13 protein-coding genes are annotated in these 14,133 nt (G+C 40.4%); 9 read left to right on the forward strand and 4 right to left on the reverse strand.

All coding sequences use genetic code 11. The annotated features are described in order from the left end of the window. The first annotated feature begins 56 nt into the window (after positions 1 to 56). The 4 genes from F885_RS17390 to F885_RS17375 all read left to right on the forward strand — a co-directional run bounded on the left by F885_RS17390 (position 57) and on the right by F885_RS17375 (position 4,476). Positions 57 to 1,031 carry a metal-dependent hydrolase gene (locus F885_RS17390; protein ID WP_004806323.1) on the forward strand — a complete coding sequence of 325 codons (975 nt, stop codon included), beginning with the start codon at positions 57 to 59 and terminating at the stop codon, positions 1,029 to 1,031. Between the two features lie 38 nt (positions 1,032 to 1,069). Further along, complete coding sequence (locus F885_RS17385; RefSeq protein ID WP_005212933.1) at positions 1,070 to 1,894, forward strand: SDR family NAD(P)-dependent oxidoreductase; 825 nt, start codon at positions 1,070 to 1,072, stop codon at positions 1,892 to 1,894. Between the two features lie 93 nt (positions 1,895 to 1,987). Then, entirely contained in the window at positions 1,988 to 3,508 is a 1,521-nt protein-coding gene (locus tag F885_RS17380) for a flavin-containing monooxygenase (RefSeq protein ID WP_005313092.1), read from the forward strand. Between the two features lie 95 nt (positions 3,509 to 3,603). Further along, positions 3,604 to 4,476, forward strand: a complete 873-nt coding sequence (locus F885_RS17375) for a class I SAM-dependent methyltransferase (RefSeq protein WP_005313095.1) — start codon at positions 3,604 to 3,606, stop codon at positions 4,474 to 4,476. Between the two features lie 74 nt (positions 4,477 to 4,550). Here F885_RS17375 and F885_RS17370 read toward each other — a convergent pair whose 3' ends face one another. Next, a complete protein-coding gene (locus F885_RS17370; protein WP_004806331.1) occupies positions 4,551 to 5,327 on the reverse strand; it encodes a M48 family metallopeptidase in 777 nt (258 codons plus the stop codon). Between the two features lie 200 nt (positions 5,328 to 5,527). Beyond that, complete coding sequence (gene crp / locus F885_RS17365) at positions 5,528 to 6,235, reverse strand: cAMP-activated global transcriptional regulator CRP (protein WP_004806333.1); 708 nt, start codon at positions 6,233 to 6,235, stop codon at positions 5,528 to 5,530. Positions 6,236 to 6,383: 148 nt separating this feature from the next. Here crp and F885_RS17360 point away from each other — a divergent pair, with 148 nt between their 5' ends. Continuing rightward, positions 6,384 to 6,806: an OsmC family protein gene (locus tag F885_RS17360; protein ID WP_005313099.1), complete on the forward strand. Its 423-nt coding sequence runs from the start codon at positions 6,384 to 6,386 to the stop codon at positions 6,804 to 6,806. A 72-nt stretch (positions 6,807 to 6,878) separates the two neighbouring features. Here the strand turns inward: F885_RS17360 and F885_RS17355 are convergent, their stop codons facing one another. After that, positions 6,879 to 7,679: a peptidoglycan DD-metalloendopeptidase family protein gene (locus F885_RS17355; protein WP_005313104.1), complete on the reverse strand. Its 801-nt coding sequence runs from the start codon at positions 7,677 to 7,679 to the stop codon at positions 6,879 to 6,881. A gap of 263 nt (positions 7,680 to 7,942) precedes the next feature. Here F885_RS17355 and clpB point away from each other — a divergent pair, with 263 nt between their 5' ends. From clpB to F885_RS17345, 3 genes are read left to right on the forward strand one after another with little or no spacing between them, the layout of a single operon-like run. Then, a complete protein-coding gene (gene clpB / locus F885_RS17350; RefSeq protein WP_004806339.1) occupies positions 7,943 to 10,522 on the forward strand; it encodes an ATP-dependent chaperone ClpB in 2,580 nt (859 codons plus the stop codon). Positions 10,523 to 10,549: 27 nt separating this feature from the next. Then, positions 10,550 to 10,729: a hypothetical protein gene (locus F885_RS20890; protein ID WP_017402360.1), complete on the forward strand. Its 180-nt coding sequence runs from the start codon at positions 10,550 to 10,552 to the stop codon at positions 10,727 to 10,729. Next, complete coding sequence (locus tag F885_RS17345; RefSeq protein WP_004806342.1) at positions 10,690 to 11,130, forward strand: hypothetical protein; 441 nt, start codon at positions 10,690 to 10,692, stop codon at positions 11,128 to 11,130. The genes F885_RS20890 and F885_RS17345 overlap by 40 nt, the downstream gene beginning before the upstream one ends. Here the strand turns inward: F885_RS17345 and rlmKL are convergent. Further along, positions 11,123 to 13,327 (reverse strand): bifunctional 23S rRNA (guanine(2069)-N(7))-methyltransferase RlmK/23S rRNA (guanine(2445)-N(2))-methyltransferase RlmL, encoded by a 2,205-nt coding sequence (gene rlmKL / locus F885_RS17340; RefSeq protein WP_005204447.1) that lies wholly within the window; start codon positions 13,325 to 13,327, stop codon positions 11,123 to 11,125. The two genes, F885_RS17345 and rlmKL, sit on opposite strands and share 8 nt — an antisense overlap. A 253-nt stretch (positions 13,328 to 13,580) precedes the next feature. On the opposite strand from rlmKL, the gene F885_RS17335 reads away from it, so the two are divergent. Then, complete coding sequence (locus tag F885_RS17335) at positions 13,581 to 13,952, forward strand: hypothetical protein (protein WP_004806346.1); 372 nt, start codon at positions 13,581 to 13,583, stop codon at positions 13,950 to 13,952. The last annotated feature ends 181 nt before the right edge of the window (positions 13,953 to 14,133 follow it).

The raw sequence follows: 14,133 nt of genomic DNA on the forward strand, positions 1-14,133 counted from the left end.
TTGATGGATGCATTGCTGTCTGATTTTATTTTTACTCTCTCTATGGGAATTAAGACATGGTCGCTCAAGTTCTTCGAAATGTCTTCTCAGACAAACTCAGTACCAAATATCAGGGCATTATTCAAAATCTTGCGAATAAGTCACCGATTCCAATTCGCCATTTTGATTTCAAATTCAACCCAGCAGAATTGGATGAAAGGTTCTTTTTAAATAAAGAGCTTGCCACCTCTTATTTTCATGCTTTATCCATCTTTCTCACTTTTGGTGAAGATGTAGTAATTGATACTGCACGTCATCATCGTGACTTTATTGAAGATCCGATTTTAAAACAACGGCTCACATCTTTGATTGGACAAGAAGCGATTCATTCAAAAATCCACAATCAGTTTAATGATGAAGTCTTGAAAGAAAATGGTTATCCAGTTGAGCTACTTCGCGCAATTGCAGGAAAAGTTTTCGAATATGGCATCTATAAACTTCCACAATCGTTACAACTTTCATTGATGGCAGGCATTGAACATTATACCGCTGTACTTGCCGAATTCATGATGCAGCACGAAGAATACCTGTTAGGTTCTCAAGACGAAAGACAGCGTGCCATGTGGATGTGGCACATGTTGGAAGAGTCTGAGCATAAAGATATTGCGTACGATGTCTTTCTTGAGTTATCTGGTAATTATTGGCTCAGAATTACAGGTTTCTTGTTGGCAAGCTTAACCATCCTAGGTGGTGTGTCATTGGGTGGTTATCTAATGCCATTTGTCCGTAAGCCAAGCAACCTGATTAATCCTCGTTATATGAAAGATATTGTGGAAAGCACAGCTTTACTGTTCGGTAGCGAGCGTGGGGTATTTGGAAGTAGCTTTATGCACATTCTTGAATATTTACGTCCAAGTTTTCATCCCAATGACCATGATACCACCGCGTATATGGCGTATTACAAAGAACGTTTATTAAACCCTGAAACAGGTTTATTAAGTCCTTATTTCCTTAAAGAGTTTGTACCCCCTGTACGTGCAGCAACTGCATAACTTGGTCCATATCCATACGAAAAGATTGGAAAACAAAGATGAAATTATTCGGGAAAAAATCCAAGCCAAGCCAAAAAGCATTTGCTGTGGTAACTGGTGCAGGAAGTGGGATTGGTCGTAGTTTTGCACTTGAACTGGCAAAACGTGGCGGCACAGTGGTGTGTTCGGACATTAACCTTGATGCAGCAAAAGAAACAGTCAGTTTAGTTGAGGCACTTGGAGCCAAGGCCTTTGCTGTGCAATGTGATGTTGCCAAAGAAGAGCAAGTCAATCAGTTGGCTGAGCAGGCCCAACAATTGATGCAGAATCCAGTCACATTGGTGATTAATAATGCAGGGATTGGTCTAGGAGGCAAGTTTGATGAAATGTCTTCTGAAGATTGGCATTGGTGCATGAATATTAATTTATGGGGTGTGATCCACGGCTGCCGAGCTTTTGTACCGAAGTTTAAACAACTTGGGCATGGTGCAATTATTAATGTGGCATCAGCAGCGTCTTATACTGCAGCACCAGAAATGACCGTTTATAACGTATCTAAAGCAGGTGTTCGTGCCTTGTCAGAAACACTTTCGGCTGAACTGCGAAAATCGAATATCAAGGTCAATGTGCTTTGTCCAACTTTAGTACCGACCAATATCATTAAAAATGGCAAAGTCCCGCATAAAGGGCTTTTAGATTATGCCTTAACCAATTTGGCTTTTACTACCAGTGACAAGGTGGCCAAACTGACCTTGGATCGTTTGGATAAAGGTGAGCTTTATACCATTCCACAAATCGATGCTAAGTTGTTTTGGCTAATGAAACGTACTGCGCCAAATTTGTATGCAAAATTCTTAGGCACATCGTACCGATTCATGAAGTAATTGCCTCGGATAAAAGATTTTAAATACTGAGATAAGACGAAATTCGATTAGCGACAGGCTTATTTCAGTTGTATGAATAAAGGATATTTTTAAATGACAGCTCAAGCAAAAAAATTAAACTCAGCTGAAGGAAAGGCTTTACCACAACACATCTATGATAGTTTTATCGTAGGCGCGGGGATTTCGGGTATCGCAACTGCAATTCGTCTTGATCAAGTAGGTTATAGCAACTACAAGATCATTGAGAAAGCGACACGCGTAGGAGGAACTTGGCGCGAAAATACCTACCCAGGTTGTGGCTGTGATGTACCATCGGCGTTGTATTCATATTCATTTGCACCAAGCGCAAAATGGAGTCATTTGTTCGCTCGCCAGCCAGAGATTCTGAGCTATTTAGAAGAAGTGAGCGAAAACTTTAATGTCAGCTCAAAAATTGAATTTGGTACAGAGCTATTGAATGCAGCATGGGATAAAGAGCGTAATCTATGGGTGATTGATACCAATAAAGGTCAATACTTATCGAGAACTGTGGTTTTTGCAACGGGTCCAATTACCGAGGCGCAAATTCCAAAACTTGAAGGGTTGGAAACCTTTAAAGGTGAAATGTTCCATTCTGCGAAATGGAACCATGATTACGATCTAACTGGCAAGCGTATTGCTGTGATTGGAACAGGAGCTTCTGCGATTCAGTTTGTTCCTCAGATCCAGCCTTTGGCGAAAGAGTTGTATGTCTATCAACGTACAGCTCCTTGGGTGGTACCAAAGCCCGACACTGATTTAGGTGATGTTAGTAAAGCCCTGATTGAAAAATTTCCATTGATTCAAAAGACGTGGCGTCAAACAGTTGCTCAGTCTTTAAATGCGATCAATTTTGGTTTACGTAACCCAGCAGTGCTCAAGCCTGTTGGCGAATTGGCGAAATTGATTTTACGTTTCCAAATTGAAGATCCTGAGTTACGTAAAAATGTAACACCAAACTTTACTATCGGCTGTAAACGTCTGTTGTTCGCCAACAACTACTATCCAGCATTACAACAACCGAATACCAAACTGATTCCACATGGATTGGTAAAAGTAGAAGGTAATACGGTGGTGTCTGCGAATGGTGAACGTCATGAAGTGGACGTGATCATTTGGGGAACTGGCTTTGAAGTATCGCATCCACCGATTGGCAAACGTGTCTCAAATGAAAAAGGCGAATGCCTGAATGATCTTTGGAAAAGTAGTTCACCAGAAGCTTATTTGGGTACCAGCATTGAAAATGTCCCGAATGCTTTTTTGGTTTTAGGGCCAAATGTCTTAGTATATGACTCATTCATTGGTTTGGCTGAAGCACAGCTCGATTATATTGTGGATGGTCTACTCAAAATTAGAGACAAAGGCATCGCCAAGCTGAATATCAAGCCTGAAGTGATCAAACATCATAATGAACTGGTGCAAAAACATCTTAAAACTACCGTGTTTAATGCCGGTGGTTGTAAGAGTTACTACTTGGATGCCAATGGCCGTAACTTTGCTGCATGGCCGTGGTCATTGAAAAAGTTAAAGCAACGTTTGAAACGTATGGACTTAAATGATTATCAAGTGACGTATCAAACTGAAAAAACTAAATAATTTTTGATTTGGTCATTAATAAGCAGTAAATTTTGTCTAGCGATGGAATTTGCTGCTTATTTTTTGCAAGATAGTAATAAAAATGGGGAATCAAAATGAAAGAAGGACAATCGAGTCGTACAGCTGAAGCAGCTGCAGCATTACGTGCCAATCATTTTCAAAATGCTGAAAATCCAGTCTTTTCCGACCCTTTTGCTTTTGAGTTAACCAGTACGGGCTGGAAGAAACTGTTAACCACTTCGTTAACTGTGAAAGTGATGAATTCATCGGTGTTTAACCGTACTTTTGGCTTATTGACTGGACAGGTGGTTGGGCGTTCACGCTACGCCGAAGATCAACTCCACGCAGCGATTGAGCGGGGCGTAGTACAATATGTATTGGTCGGGGCGGGATTAGATTCATTTACCCTGCGACAAGCACAGCAGTATCCGCAGTTGAAGATTTATGAAGTTGACCATCCAGATACCCAAGCAGCAAAACAACGCAAATTACGCCAATATGGCGCACTTCCAGCGAATGTTGAATTTGTTGCGATTGATTTTGAAAAAGAATCGATTGCAGATGCTTTAACAAGAAGTACCTTTAAGCAGGATCAAGCTGCATTTTTCTCATGGTTGGGGACAACACATTATCTAGAACCAGCAACGACCTTAAATACTTTGGCAAGTATTTGTCAGATAGCAGCAAAGGGAAGTGAAGTGGTCTTGGATTACTCGGTTGACTATCGAGAGTTGGAGGGTATAGAGCGTTTAGGCACCTTGTTTGTGTCGCAATTTACTCGGTTTTTAAAAGAACCCTTAAAAGGGCAATTTAGACCAAAGACACTACATCAGGCTGTAGAAAAAATGGGGTATATCGTTACTGAGGATTTATCAGGTGATGGTTTAAGTGAGCGTTATTTTCATGCTCGGCCTGATCATATCCGTCATACCATCGCAACGCATATGTTGCACTTGCGATTAATGTGAGCTTGATTCAGTAATAAATGAGTTGATACGAAAAACCCCTTAAATCCGAACTTAAGAATTTAAGGGGCTGTTGATTAACGGCGTTGGTTATAAACAGCCAAAGCAGCTGGTAAGTTTTTACGCATATCACCAATACGTTGAGTATTTGATGGGTGAGTTGATAAGAATGAACCGCCACCAGCGCCATCTAAACGATTCATTTTTTCCCATAGACTGATTGCTGCATTTGGGTTATAGCCTGCTTTCGCCATGAGCATTAAACCACCATAATCGGCACGGCTCTCTAAATTACGTGAGTATGGTAAGCCGATCCCCACTTGACTGCCTAAATCGATTGCTGCGCTGCCTAGATCACCTATGCTGCTACCTGCATACGATTTACCAATGCCAATCGCAAGATTTGTTAAAGCTTGAGCACCAATTTTACTTTTGGCATGTTCTTCGAGCGCATGGGTCATTTCATGGCCCATTACCGCAGCAATTTCATCATTGGTTAAATTAAGCTTGTTCACAATCCCTGTATAGAAAACAACTTTACCACCTGGTGCTACATAGGCATTAACAGTATCCGATTTGAGTACTGCAAGTTGCCATTGAAAACGTTGACCAGTCTGGTTCATTTGATCAGCATACGGTTTTAAGCGATTAAATACAGTATTGATACGCTGATAAGTACTTGAACTACTATCCAGTTGGTTCTTAGCACGTGCTTCTTGCGTCATTTTTGCGAAGCTCTGTGCAGATTGAGCATTTAAAGTTGCGCTATCTGCGCCAGCCATGTCTGCGAAAGATGCGCAGCCAGAAATTGTCATTACGGTCATGGCACAAAGGCTTAAAGCTAATTTCTTCATACTTATTCTCTCCAAATCAGTATCTTATGAATATAGTCTTGATTAGGGTGGATTATAGAAAATGTTGGCAGCAGTTAATATTCTGAATATCTCTATAATCATTGTAATTATGTAATCAGTAAGGCTTATTCTTTGTTAAAAAATGAAAGCCAGTGACGAGCACTGGCTTTGTTTAAGAGTTAATTCGATCTTAGATCAAATTAGTCTTCGTCATCGTATTCTTCTTCTGTAAAATTATTTTCTTCTAAAGAAGCATCAAAAATTAAGATTGCTTTACCATCAGTTTGAATCATACCTTGATCTTCAAGTGTCTTGAGGACACGTCCAACCATTTCGCGAGAGCAACCCACGATACGACCAATCTCTTGGCGAGTGATACGAATCTGACGACCATTTGGCAAAATCATTGCTTCAGGTTGAGCCGATAAGTCAATTAAACAACGCGCAATACGACCTGACACATCAATGAAGGCTAGATCAGTGACTTTACGTGTAGTATTTTTAAGACGACGGACCAGTTGAGCAAACACAGCGTAACTTAGATCTGGGTATTGTTTACTTAACTCGTGGAAATTGTCGTAAGAGATTTCTGCAATTTCACAGACATCTCGTGTACGTACTTCTGCAGTACGTTGAGGGTTCTTTTCAAAAAGCCCCATTTCACCAAAAAAATCGCCTGGGTTTAGGTAGGCAACTACAATTTCACGTTCGTCATCTTCACGTAAGATAATTGACACTGAACCTTTTAATATTAAATACAGTGATTTTGATTCCGTTCCAGCGTCAACAATCGTGGTGCGTTTAGGGTATCTATTAATATGAGCACGTTTTAGCAAAGCTTTAACTGATTCAGGTAGTTGACCTGGAGATAAAGCATCAGTGCTAAGTTGTGAAAAATTTGAAGTCATGCTTAAAATTTCCGAATTTGGATAAAACCGATCGCACAGGCCCTTGGTAGAGCCTTTTCTACACAGAAGAGATGAAATTCCTTATCAACTCATTTTATGTTAGTGTACAAGAACAGAGTAAATTTATAACGTTTTTCGGGTAGTTGCAATGCAAACAAGTGTACATTGGTTAGAGAATGTTGCTTTTGAGGCAAAATCAGAAAGTGGCCACACTTTGGTGATGGATGGTTCTGCTGAATATGGGGGTGAAAACCGTGGTCCACGTCCTATGGAATTGATTTTAATGGGACTTGGTGGGTGTGCTTCGTTTGATATTGTGACCATTTTAAAGAAATCTCGCCAAGATGTGACGGATGTTGTATGTCACCTCAAAGCAGAAAGAGCAGACTCCATTCCTGCGGTGTTCACTAAAATCCATTTGCATTTCGTGGTGACAGGTAAAGCAGTGAAAAGTAAGCAAGTTGAAAAAGCTGTTGAACTCTCTGCAGAAAAATATTGTTCAGCCAGTAAAATGCTTTCAGATGGCGGTGTTGAAATTACTCATGATTTTGAAATTGTTGAAGCTGCTTAAACAATAAATTATTAAGTTTTTCTAAAAAGTGATCTATTTTTATAGATCACTTTTCTTTATAAGCTTTTCTTTTTATTTTAGAAATAATTGTGGGTCTACTCGCGCATTATTCAGGCTCATTCCCCAGTGTAAATGTGGTCCAGTGACTCGACCGGTTTTACCAACCAATCCCAGTGTTTCACCCTGATGAATCTGCTGTCCCTTTACGACATTAATTTTACTCAAATGACAGAACATACTGATTAAGCCTTGGCCATGATCAATCAGTACAGTATTGCCATTAAAGAAATAGTTTCCTGTTTGTACGACGACCCCATCAGCAGGCGCTACTACTTTTTGTCCAACAGGCGCAGGAATGTCTAAACCGGAGTGAGGAGCTCGTTCTTCGCCATTGAAAAAGCGTTTTCTGCCAAATGAATTACTAAATTTACCTGCCGTAGGTCGAATAAAGTTAGGAAACTGGGTCCAGTGGCTTTGGGAAAAAGAGCTATAAATATCATTTTGCTCTTTTGCTTCTTGAGCATAACGGTCGAGTTGATCTTGACTGGGATTGACATAGTCTTGGTTTTTAACCGTTAAACGTTGTTCGGCATATTGATAAGGCTTTACTTCGATTTGAATTGGTGTGGTATTGCTTGTTAAGGTCAAGCCACCTAAGGGAGCGGAAAGTGGAATGCCAAACACGGCATAGCGTTGTGTCCCTTGTTGTGTAATCAAGACGGGTTTTTGTTCATAAAAAACTTGTGTGGTGTTTGTTGGAAGCGGGATCACAGCAACACCACCAGCACGTCTTGAGTCCTGTGGTAGTTGTGCAAAAGTAGCATGAAGTGGAAGCAGGGAAGCAACACTGAGCAAAATTGTTTTTAGAGACATGATGGGCATTTTTAATTGAAGCAAAGGGTTAAACTAAAAGGTTCACCTTAAAATCACAATAAGGATTTTGTGCAAAACCGAATAGACAGAAAAATTATACAAAATATACTTGAAATGGATCGTTTATACACCCATATTAATACTGAGTTTTATTTCTTTAAATTTTTATAAAATATTGAAAAATATATAAATTTTATTTGAAATTTTAAAAAGCGTTCCCATCTAAGTGATAAGTTAAGAATTTGTTGTGAGGAATAACAAGAATGCGATTTGAAAAATTTACAAACCGTTTACAGCAAGCACTCTCAGACGCGCAATCATTGGCAATGGGTCAGGATCATACTGCGATTGCAGGGATTCATATTTTGTCGACTCTTTTGAAAGAACCTGCCAATCTGAGTTTATTGCAACAAGCGGGCGCACGTTTACCAGAGTTAAAGCAAAAACTTGAACAAGCGTTAGAGAATGCACCAACGTTGGCGAATCCTACTGGTGATATCAATTTGAATCCTGAAGCGGTAAAGGCACTGAATTTAGCTGACCGCTATGCACAAAAAGCAGGTGATGAATTTTTATCAACCGATTGGGTGTTGTTGGGGCTGACAGAAACAGGTGAAACCAAAAGCATTTTAAATAGTGTTGGTGTAACACCAGAAAGCTTACGCAAAGTAATTGAAAATATTCGAGGAAATGACAAAGTTATGAGCAATAATCACGAAGATCAACGTGACTCACTCAATAAATATACCATTGACTTAACTGAGCGTGCTTTAGCGGGCAAGCTCGATCCTGTGATTGGTCGTGATGATGAAATTCGTCGTACCATTCAGGTTTTATCACGTCGTACCAAAAACAATCCTGTCCTGATTGGTGAACCAGGGGTAGGTAAAACCGCAATTGTGGAAGGTTTAGCACAACGTATCGTCAATGGTGAAGTGCCTGAAGGCTTGAAGAATAAGCGTGTACTGTCATTAGACTTGGGCTCATTGCTTGCAGGTGCAAAATATCGTGGTGAGTTTGAAGAGCGTTTAAAAGCGGTTCTCAAAGACCTTGCTAAACATGAAGGTGAGATCATCCTGTTTATTGATGAGTTACATACTCTCGTCGGTGCTGGTAAGGGTGATGGCGCGATGGATGCAGGTAATATGTTGAAACCTGCTTTAGCGCGTGGTGAATTGCGCTGTGTAGGTGCAACGACATTGGATGAATATCGTCAATACATCGAGAAAGATGCGGCACTTGAACGCCGTTTCCAAAAAGTGCTCGTTGATGAGCCGAGTGTAGAAGACACGATTGCGATATTACGTGGTCTAAAAGAAAAATATGCAACCCATCATGGGGTGCAAATTTTAGACTCAGCCATTATTGCTGCGGCGAAAATGTCACATCGTTATATCACGGATCGTCAATTACCTGACAAGGCTATTGATCTGATTGATGAAGCAGCATCACGGATCAAAATGGAAATCGACTCGAAGCCTGAAGCTTTGGATAAACTTGATCGTCGATTAATCCAATTGAAAATGCAATTGGAAGCGGTGAAAAAAGATGAAGATGCTGGTAGTAAAGCCGAGGTCAATCATCTTGAACATCAAATTGCTGAAAAGCAAAAAGAGTACAACGATCTAGAAGAGATTTGGAAAGCCGAGAAAACGCTGGTTGAAGGTGATAAAAAAGCACAAGTTGAACTGGATCAAGCACGTGTTGCTTTAGAAAAAGCAAAACGAGAAGGTGATTTGGCGGAAGCTGCACGTTTGCAATATGGCGTGATTCCAGAGTTACAGAAACGCTTGGAACAAGCTGAGGTTGCTGAGGAAAATGAAGAGCCGAAACTGATTCGTACCAAAGTGACTGAGAATGAAATTGCTGAAGTGGTCAGTGCGGCAACAGGTATCCCAGTGGCGAAAATGTTGCAGGGTGAACGTGAAAAACTGCTGAATATGGAAGAGTTCTTGCATAACCGTGTGGTTGGACAAGATGAAGCAGTGGTTGCTGTTTCCAATGCAGTCCGTCGTTCACGTGCGGGCTTATCTGACCCGAATCGTCCAAGTGGCTCATTCTTGTTCCTTGGACCAACAGGTGTGGGTAAAACTGAGTTGACCAAAGCATTGGCGAACTTCTTGTTTGACAGTGATGATGCCATGATCCGCATTGATATGTCTGAGTTCATGGAAAAACACTCGGTCAGTCGTTTGGTCGGTGCGCCTCCGGGCTATGTTGGTTATGAAGAAGGTGGTGTACTCACTGAAGCTGTACGCCGTAAACCTTACAGTGTGGTGTTATTTGATGAGGTGGAAAAAGCGCATCCAGATGTATTTAACATCCTGCTACAGGTGTTAGATGATGGGCGCTTAACTGACTCACAAGGTCGTGTGATCGACTTTAAAAATACGGTGATTGTGATGACCTCGAACCTTGGTTCACAAGATGTGCGTGAACTGGGTGAAGGCGCAACCGATGACGAGGTTCGTGCTGTGGTCATGAATGCTGTTACACAGCATTTCCGTCCAGAGTTTATTAACCGTATTGATGAGTTGGTGGTTTTCCATTCACTGCAAAAGGCACAGATTCGTGGCATTGCGGATATTCAGTTAGATCGTTTACGTTCACGCTTGAGCGATCGTGATATGGGCTTAACTGTGGATGATAGCGCTTTTGATCTATTGATCGATGCTGGTTTTGACCCTGTATACGGTGCACGTCCATTAAAACGTGCGATTCAGCAACAAGTGGAGAATAACTTGGCTCAGAAAATCTTGTCTGGGGAATTCCAGCCGGGGGATAACATTTTAATCAAAGGTGAAAGTGGTCATCTGGTCTTTGATAAAATGAAACTGAGTTAAGCGAAATTTGAACGTTTGGCTAAAAAGATGGTGATGAAAATCACCATCTTTTTTTGTATCAGTGCAACTGGTCAGATTTTTGCAGGAATATTACCAATAACATTGCGACTTTGTGAAAAACTTGATAGTTTCGGAACAAATAAGAAAAAAATTCAGGATGAATTGCAATGGAAAAGAACAGACATCATTGCACAAATGCTTGTGTAATTTTGTTGATGACTGCCTTATCTTCAATGGTGCATGCCGCACAACCATTGAGTGAAGGGACGCTCGCCTTACAAACTGCTATGCTGAATAATGCACTTCCCAGTATTCTCATTAAAGCGCAACAAGATGCCTTAAAGCCTGAAGAAGAACGTTGGCGTTCGCAACGGATCTTGAGTGATAAATACTTGGGTGATATTCGTGTCAGTACGATCTTAGGAGGCGTTTTATCACCTCATGAAGAGCAGAAGAAAGTGTTGGCTGTTGATAATCGAGATAAGCGGGCTGCGACCATCAAACCACATGAACAGCCACCTGATCGCTACATGATTTATGAGTTCGAGTCAGGCAATGTTCATGTGACTTATAACGATGACGTAAAAGCCGAGCTAGTGATTAAATAGCAGGGTGTTGAATTTTCCAAGCACGATGAATTTTTTGATTCCGTTTAAAATCTGGACCAATTGTTTCAGAGGTGATCTCTTCAACCTGATACATCGCCTCAATTTCTTCATCTAACTCAAAACCACGATAGTTATTTGAGAAGTACAGGGTTCCATCACTGGTTAAGCGATTCATGGCACGTTTAAGAAGTGAAACGTGGTCACGCTGTACGTCAAAAGTTCCATAGAACTTCTTAGAGTTTGAGAAGGTTGGTGGGTCAATGAAAATCAAGTCATATTGCTCATGACCTTCTTTTAGCCATTCAAAGCAATCACTTGCAAAGAACATGTGCTGTTCATCTGCATGATCGACAGTCAAACCATTGAGTACAAAGTTTTCTTTCGACCAATTTAAGTAAGTATTGGATAAATCGACACTGGTCGTACTTGCTGCACCACCTAAAGCGGCATGTAGACTTGCTGTAGAAGTGTAGCTATAAAGATTTAAGAAATGCTTGCCTCGCGCTTCTTTGGCAATTCTTAAACGCATCTGACGATGGTCCAAGAATAACCCCGTATCCAAATAATCAGTCAAATTTACCAAGATACGTGCTTTGCCTTCCTGAACGATAAATCGTTTAGAGGCAGTACTCTGTTTCGTGTATTGGTTTGCACCCGCTTGTTTTGCACGTGTTTTAATAAAGATGGCATCACGACCTAAACCGGTCACAGCACGGATGGCAGCAAGAGCAAGGTTAAAACGTTTTTTTGCTTTTTCTGGATCAATGGTTTTTGGTGGCGCGTATTCTTGAACATGCAAACGATCGCCATATAAGTCGACTGCGACGTTAAAGTCAGGCAAATCGGCATCATATAAACGTAAACAGAAGACATTTTCTTTGACTGCCCATTTTTTCAATGTTTGCATATTTTTTTGCAAGCGATTGGTAAAGTCTTCGGCACCTTCAATTTTTTCAAACTGTTGTGGCTGCCAAGTGGCAAGGAAAGGTTGTGTCACTGTTGCAGGTTTAACGGTACCAAAACGGATATAAATTGGTAATTTACCATTCATTAAACGTAAGGTTTGGGGATCGTTAATAGCAAGTACATCTGCTTGTTCAATTTGTGCCGCAATGACAGCCACAGACTGATTTGGGAAATTCTTTTGTAACAGTCCAGATAAACCTAGATAAAATGCACGACTAGAGGCTTTATCACCTAAACGTTCGCCATAAGGAGGATTTGTAACGATAAATGCTTTTTTACCTTCGGCATGGAAGTTATCCCAATCGGCCAAGGTACGTTCTTCAATCTGAATTTGATCGAGTAATTTTTCGAAACCAGCCGCAATGATGTTTTGACGCGTTGCTTTTACGGCTTCCCAATCAGCATCATAAGCATAGAATTTAGGTAGTGGCTGTTCTAAAGCCTTTTCATGACGTTCAGCAGCTTCAGCTTTTAATCTTAACCAAAGTTCATGGTCATGACCATGCCAACCATTAAAGCCAAAACGACGCACTAAGCCTGGTGCACGGTCTGTTAAAATGAGTAGAGATTCGATAATAAATGTGCCTGAACCACACATTGGGTCAAGAATAATATCTGGTTGGTATTTTGATAATTGGGCTTTTTGTAGAATCGCTGCTGCCAAGTTTTCTTTAATGGGTGCATCGGTCATATAGCGTCGGTAGCCGCGCTTATGTAAAGAATCACCAGATAAGTCTAAGCAATAAGTATGTTCAGTTTTACCTGCTAGAGCGTATAGGGTAATTTCAGGCTGCTTGATATCAATGCTCGGACGCTTACCAACGGCTTCCATAAAGGAATCCACTACACCATCTTTAACTCGTAGGGTCGCGAACTGTGTATTAACCTTGATTTCACGTTCAACATGTAAGCGGACTGCAAAGGTACTTTGTGGTGCAAAAATCAGTGACCAGTCAAAGCTAATCGCGCCTTCATAGAGTTCTTCAGCGACATCACGTGCGTCATGGGTATGTTCAAGTTCGTGGGTATGAATCGGTAAAAGCACGCGAGAGGCAAGGCGTGACCACATACAAACCCGATATGCATTTTCAAGTGTGCCTTTAAACACTAGACGCCCAGCAAAACGTTGGATATTTTGAATGCCTAAATCTTCAAGCTCTTGTTGTAATAAGGTTTCAAGCCCGTCTGCACAGGTCACCCAATAGTCTGTTAGACGTTGTTTAGCATTCATTCAAATTTCCAAAAACATTTTTAGCAATCGCATATTTTAACTGATTTTTGCTTGCTCTGTCGGTGCATATTTGTGTGATTGTCAGCTTTATTCTGCATTAATCGATATTTTTTGAATAATTTTATCTGTGTTTGGGTGATTCAAAAATGTGATCAAGTGCATTTTTATTTTTTTATTTTAATAGTTGGTACAGCTTTTGCTTTTCTCTTGATGAATTATCAGTAAATATTTCTCCCAATGATGTGAGGACTTTATGAAAGAAAGCATGAATAACGAAGTATTGGTCAACGCTGAAGCTTTTACGATTGCAACTCAAATGTATGTCCGTTTAAGACGTGTCTGTGGTCGTGTGATCGATGTAATGTATCTCGTTAACAATAAAGATTATGCCAAGCATGTGCTGGATATCGCCTTAACAACTCAGGACCCAGAGTTGGAACGTTTTGTACATCGTTTAAGCCCATTGATTGATTTATATCCTGAGCCAAATCCATTGGTGGTGGAGACAAAAACTGCAACTGAGAAACAACCGGCTGAGATTTTGGAAACTTATTCCATGGAAGTTACCGATGAAGAAATTTATCAAGCACAGGTACATCATCACTATATTGGTGCATTAAGGTAAATTATAAGTCATTAAAAAATAGAATATTAAAAGGATGTAGAGATGATGCTTACATCCTTATCTTTATTTTGGAGTATTTGTATTGGATCAATATTCAGAATCTATGTTCTGATATTGAATAAAAATAAGATCATGGAAAAGATCTAAAAGATTTTTACTTAAGTGCTGAAAAGTTCAACTG

The organism is Acinetobacter higginsii (genome assembly GCF_000369845.1).
GTDB lineage: Bacteria > Pseudomonadota > Gammaproteobacteria > Pseudomonadales > Moraxellaceae > Acinetobacter > Acinetobacter higginsii.

Bases quoted from the DNA above. Each gene is read 5' to 3' on its own strand.
- F885_RS17390 (WP_004806323.1), top strand. From the start codon at position 57: ATGGTCGCTCAAGTTCTTCGAAATGTCTTCTCAGACAAACTCAGTACC.
- F885_RS17385 (WP_005212933.1), top strand. From the start codon at position 1,070: ATGAAATTATTCGGGAAAAAATCCAAGCCAAGCCAAAAAGCATTTGCT.
- F885_RS17380 (WP_005313092.1), top strand. From the start codon at position 1,988: ATGACAGCTCAAGCAAAAAAATTAAACTCAGCTGAAGGAAAGGCTTTA.
- F885_RS17375 (WP_005313095.1), top strand. From the start codon at position 3,604: ATGAAAGAAGGACAATCGAGTCGTACAGCTGAAGCAGCTGCAGCATTA.
- F885_RS17370 (WP_004806331.1), bottom strand. From the start codon at position 5,327: ATGAAGAAATTAGCTTTAAGCCTTTGTGCCATGACCGTAATGACAATT.
- crp (WP_004806333.1), bottom strand. From the start codon at position 6,235: ATGACTTCAAATTTTTCACAACTTAGCACTGATGCTTTATCTCCAGGT.
- F885_RS17360 (WP_005313099.1), top strand. From the start codon at position 6,384: ATGCAAACAAGTGTACATTGGTTAGAGAATGTTGCTTTTGAGGCAAAA.
- F885_RS17355 (WP_005313104.1), bottom strand. From the start codon at position 7,679: ATGTCTCTAAAAACAATTTTGCTCAGTGTTGCTTCCCTGCTTCCACTT.
- clpB (WP_004806339.1), top strand. From the start codon at position 7,943: ATGCGATTTGAAAAATTTACAAACCGTTTACAGCAAGCACTCTCAGAC.
- F885_RS20890 (WP_017402360.1), top strand. From the start codon at position 10,550: ATGGTGATGAAAATCACCATCTTTTTTTGTATCAGTGCAACTGGTCAG.
- F885_RS17345 (WP_004806342.1), top strand. From the start codon at position 10,690: ATGGAAAAGAACAGACATCATTGCACAAATGCTTGTGTAATTTTGTTG.
- rlmKL (WP_005204447.1), bottom strand. From the start codon at position 13,327: ATGAATGCTAAACAACGTCTAACAGACTATTGGGTGACCTGTGCAGAC.
- F885_RS17335 (WP_004806346.1), top strand. From the start codon at position 13,581: ATGAAAGAAAGCATGAATAACGAAGTATTGGTCAACGCTGAAGCTTTT.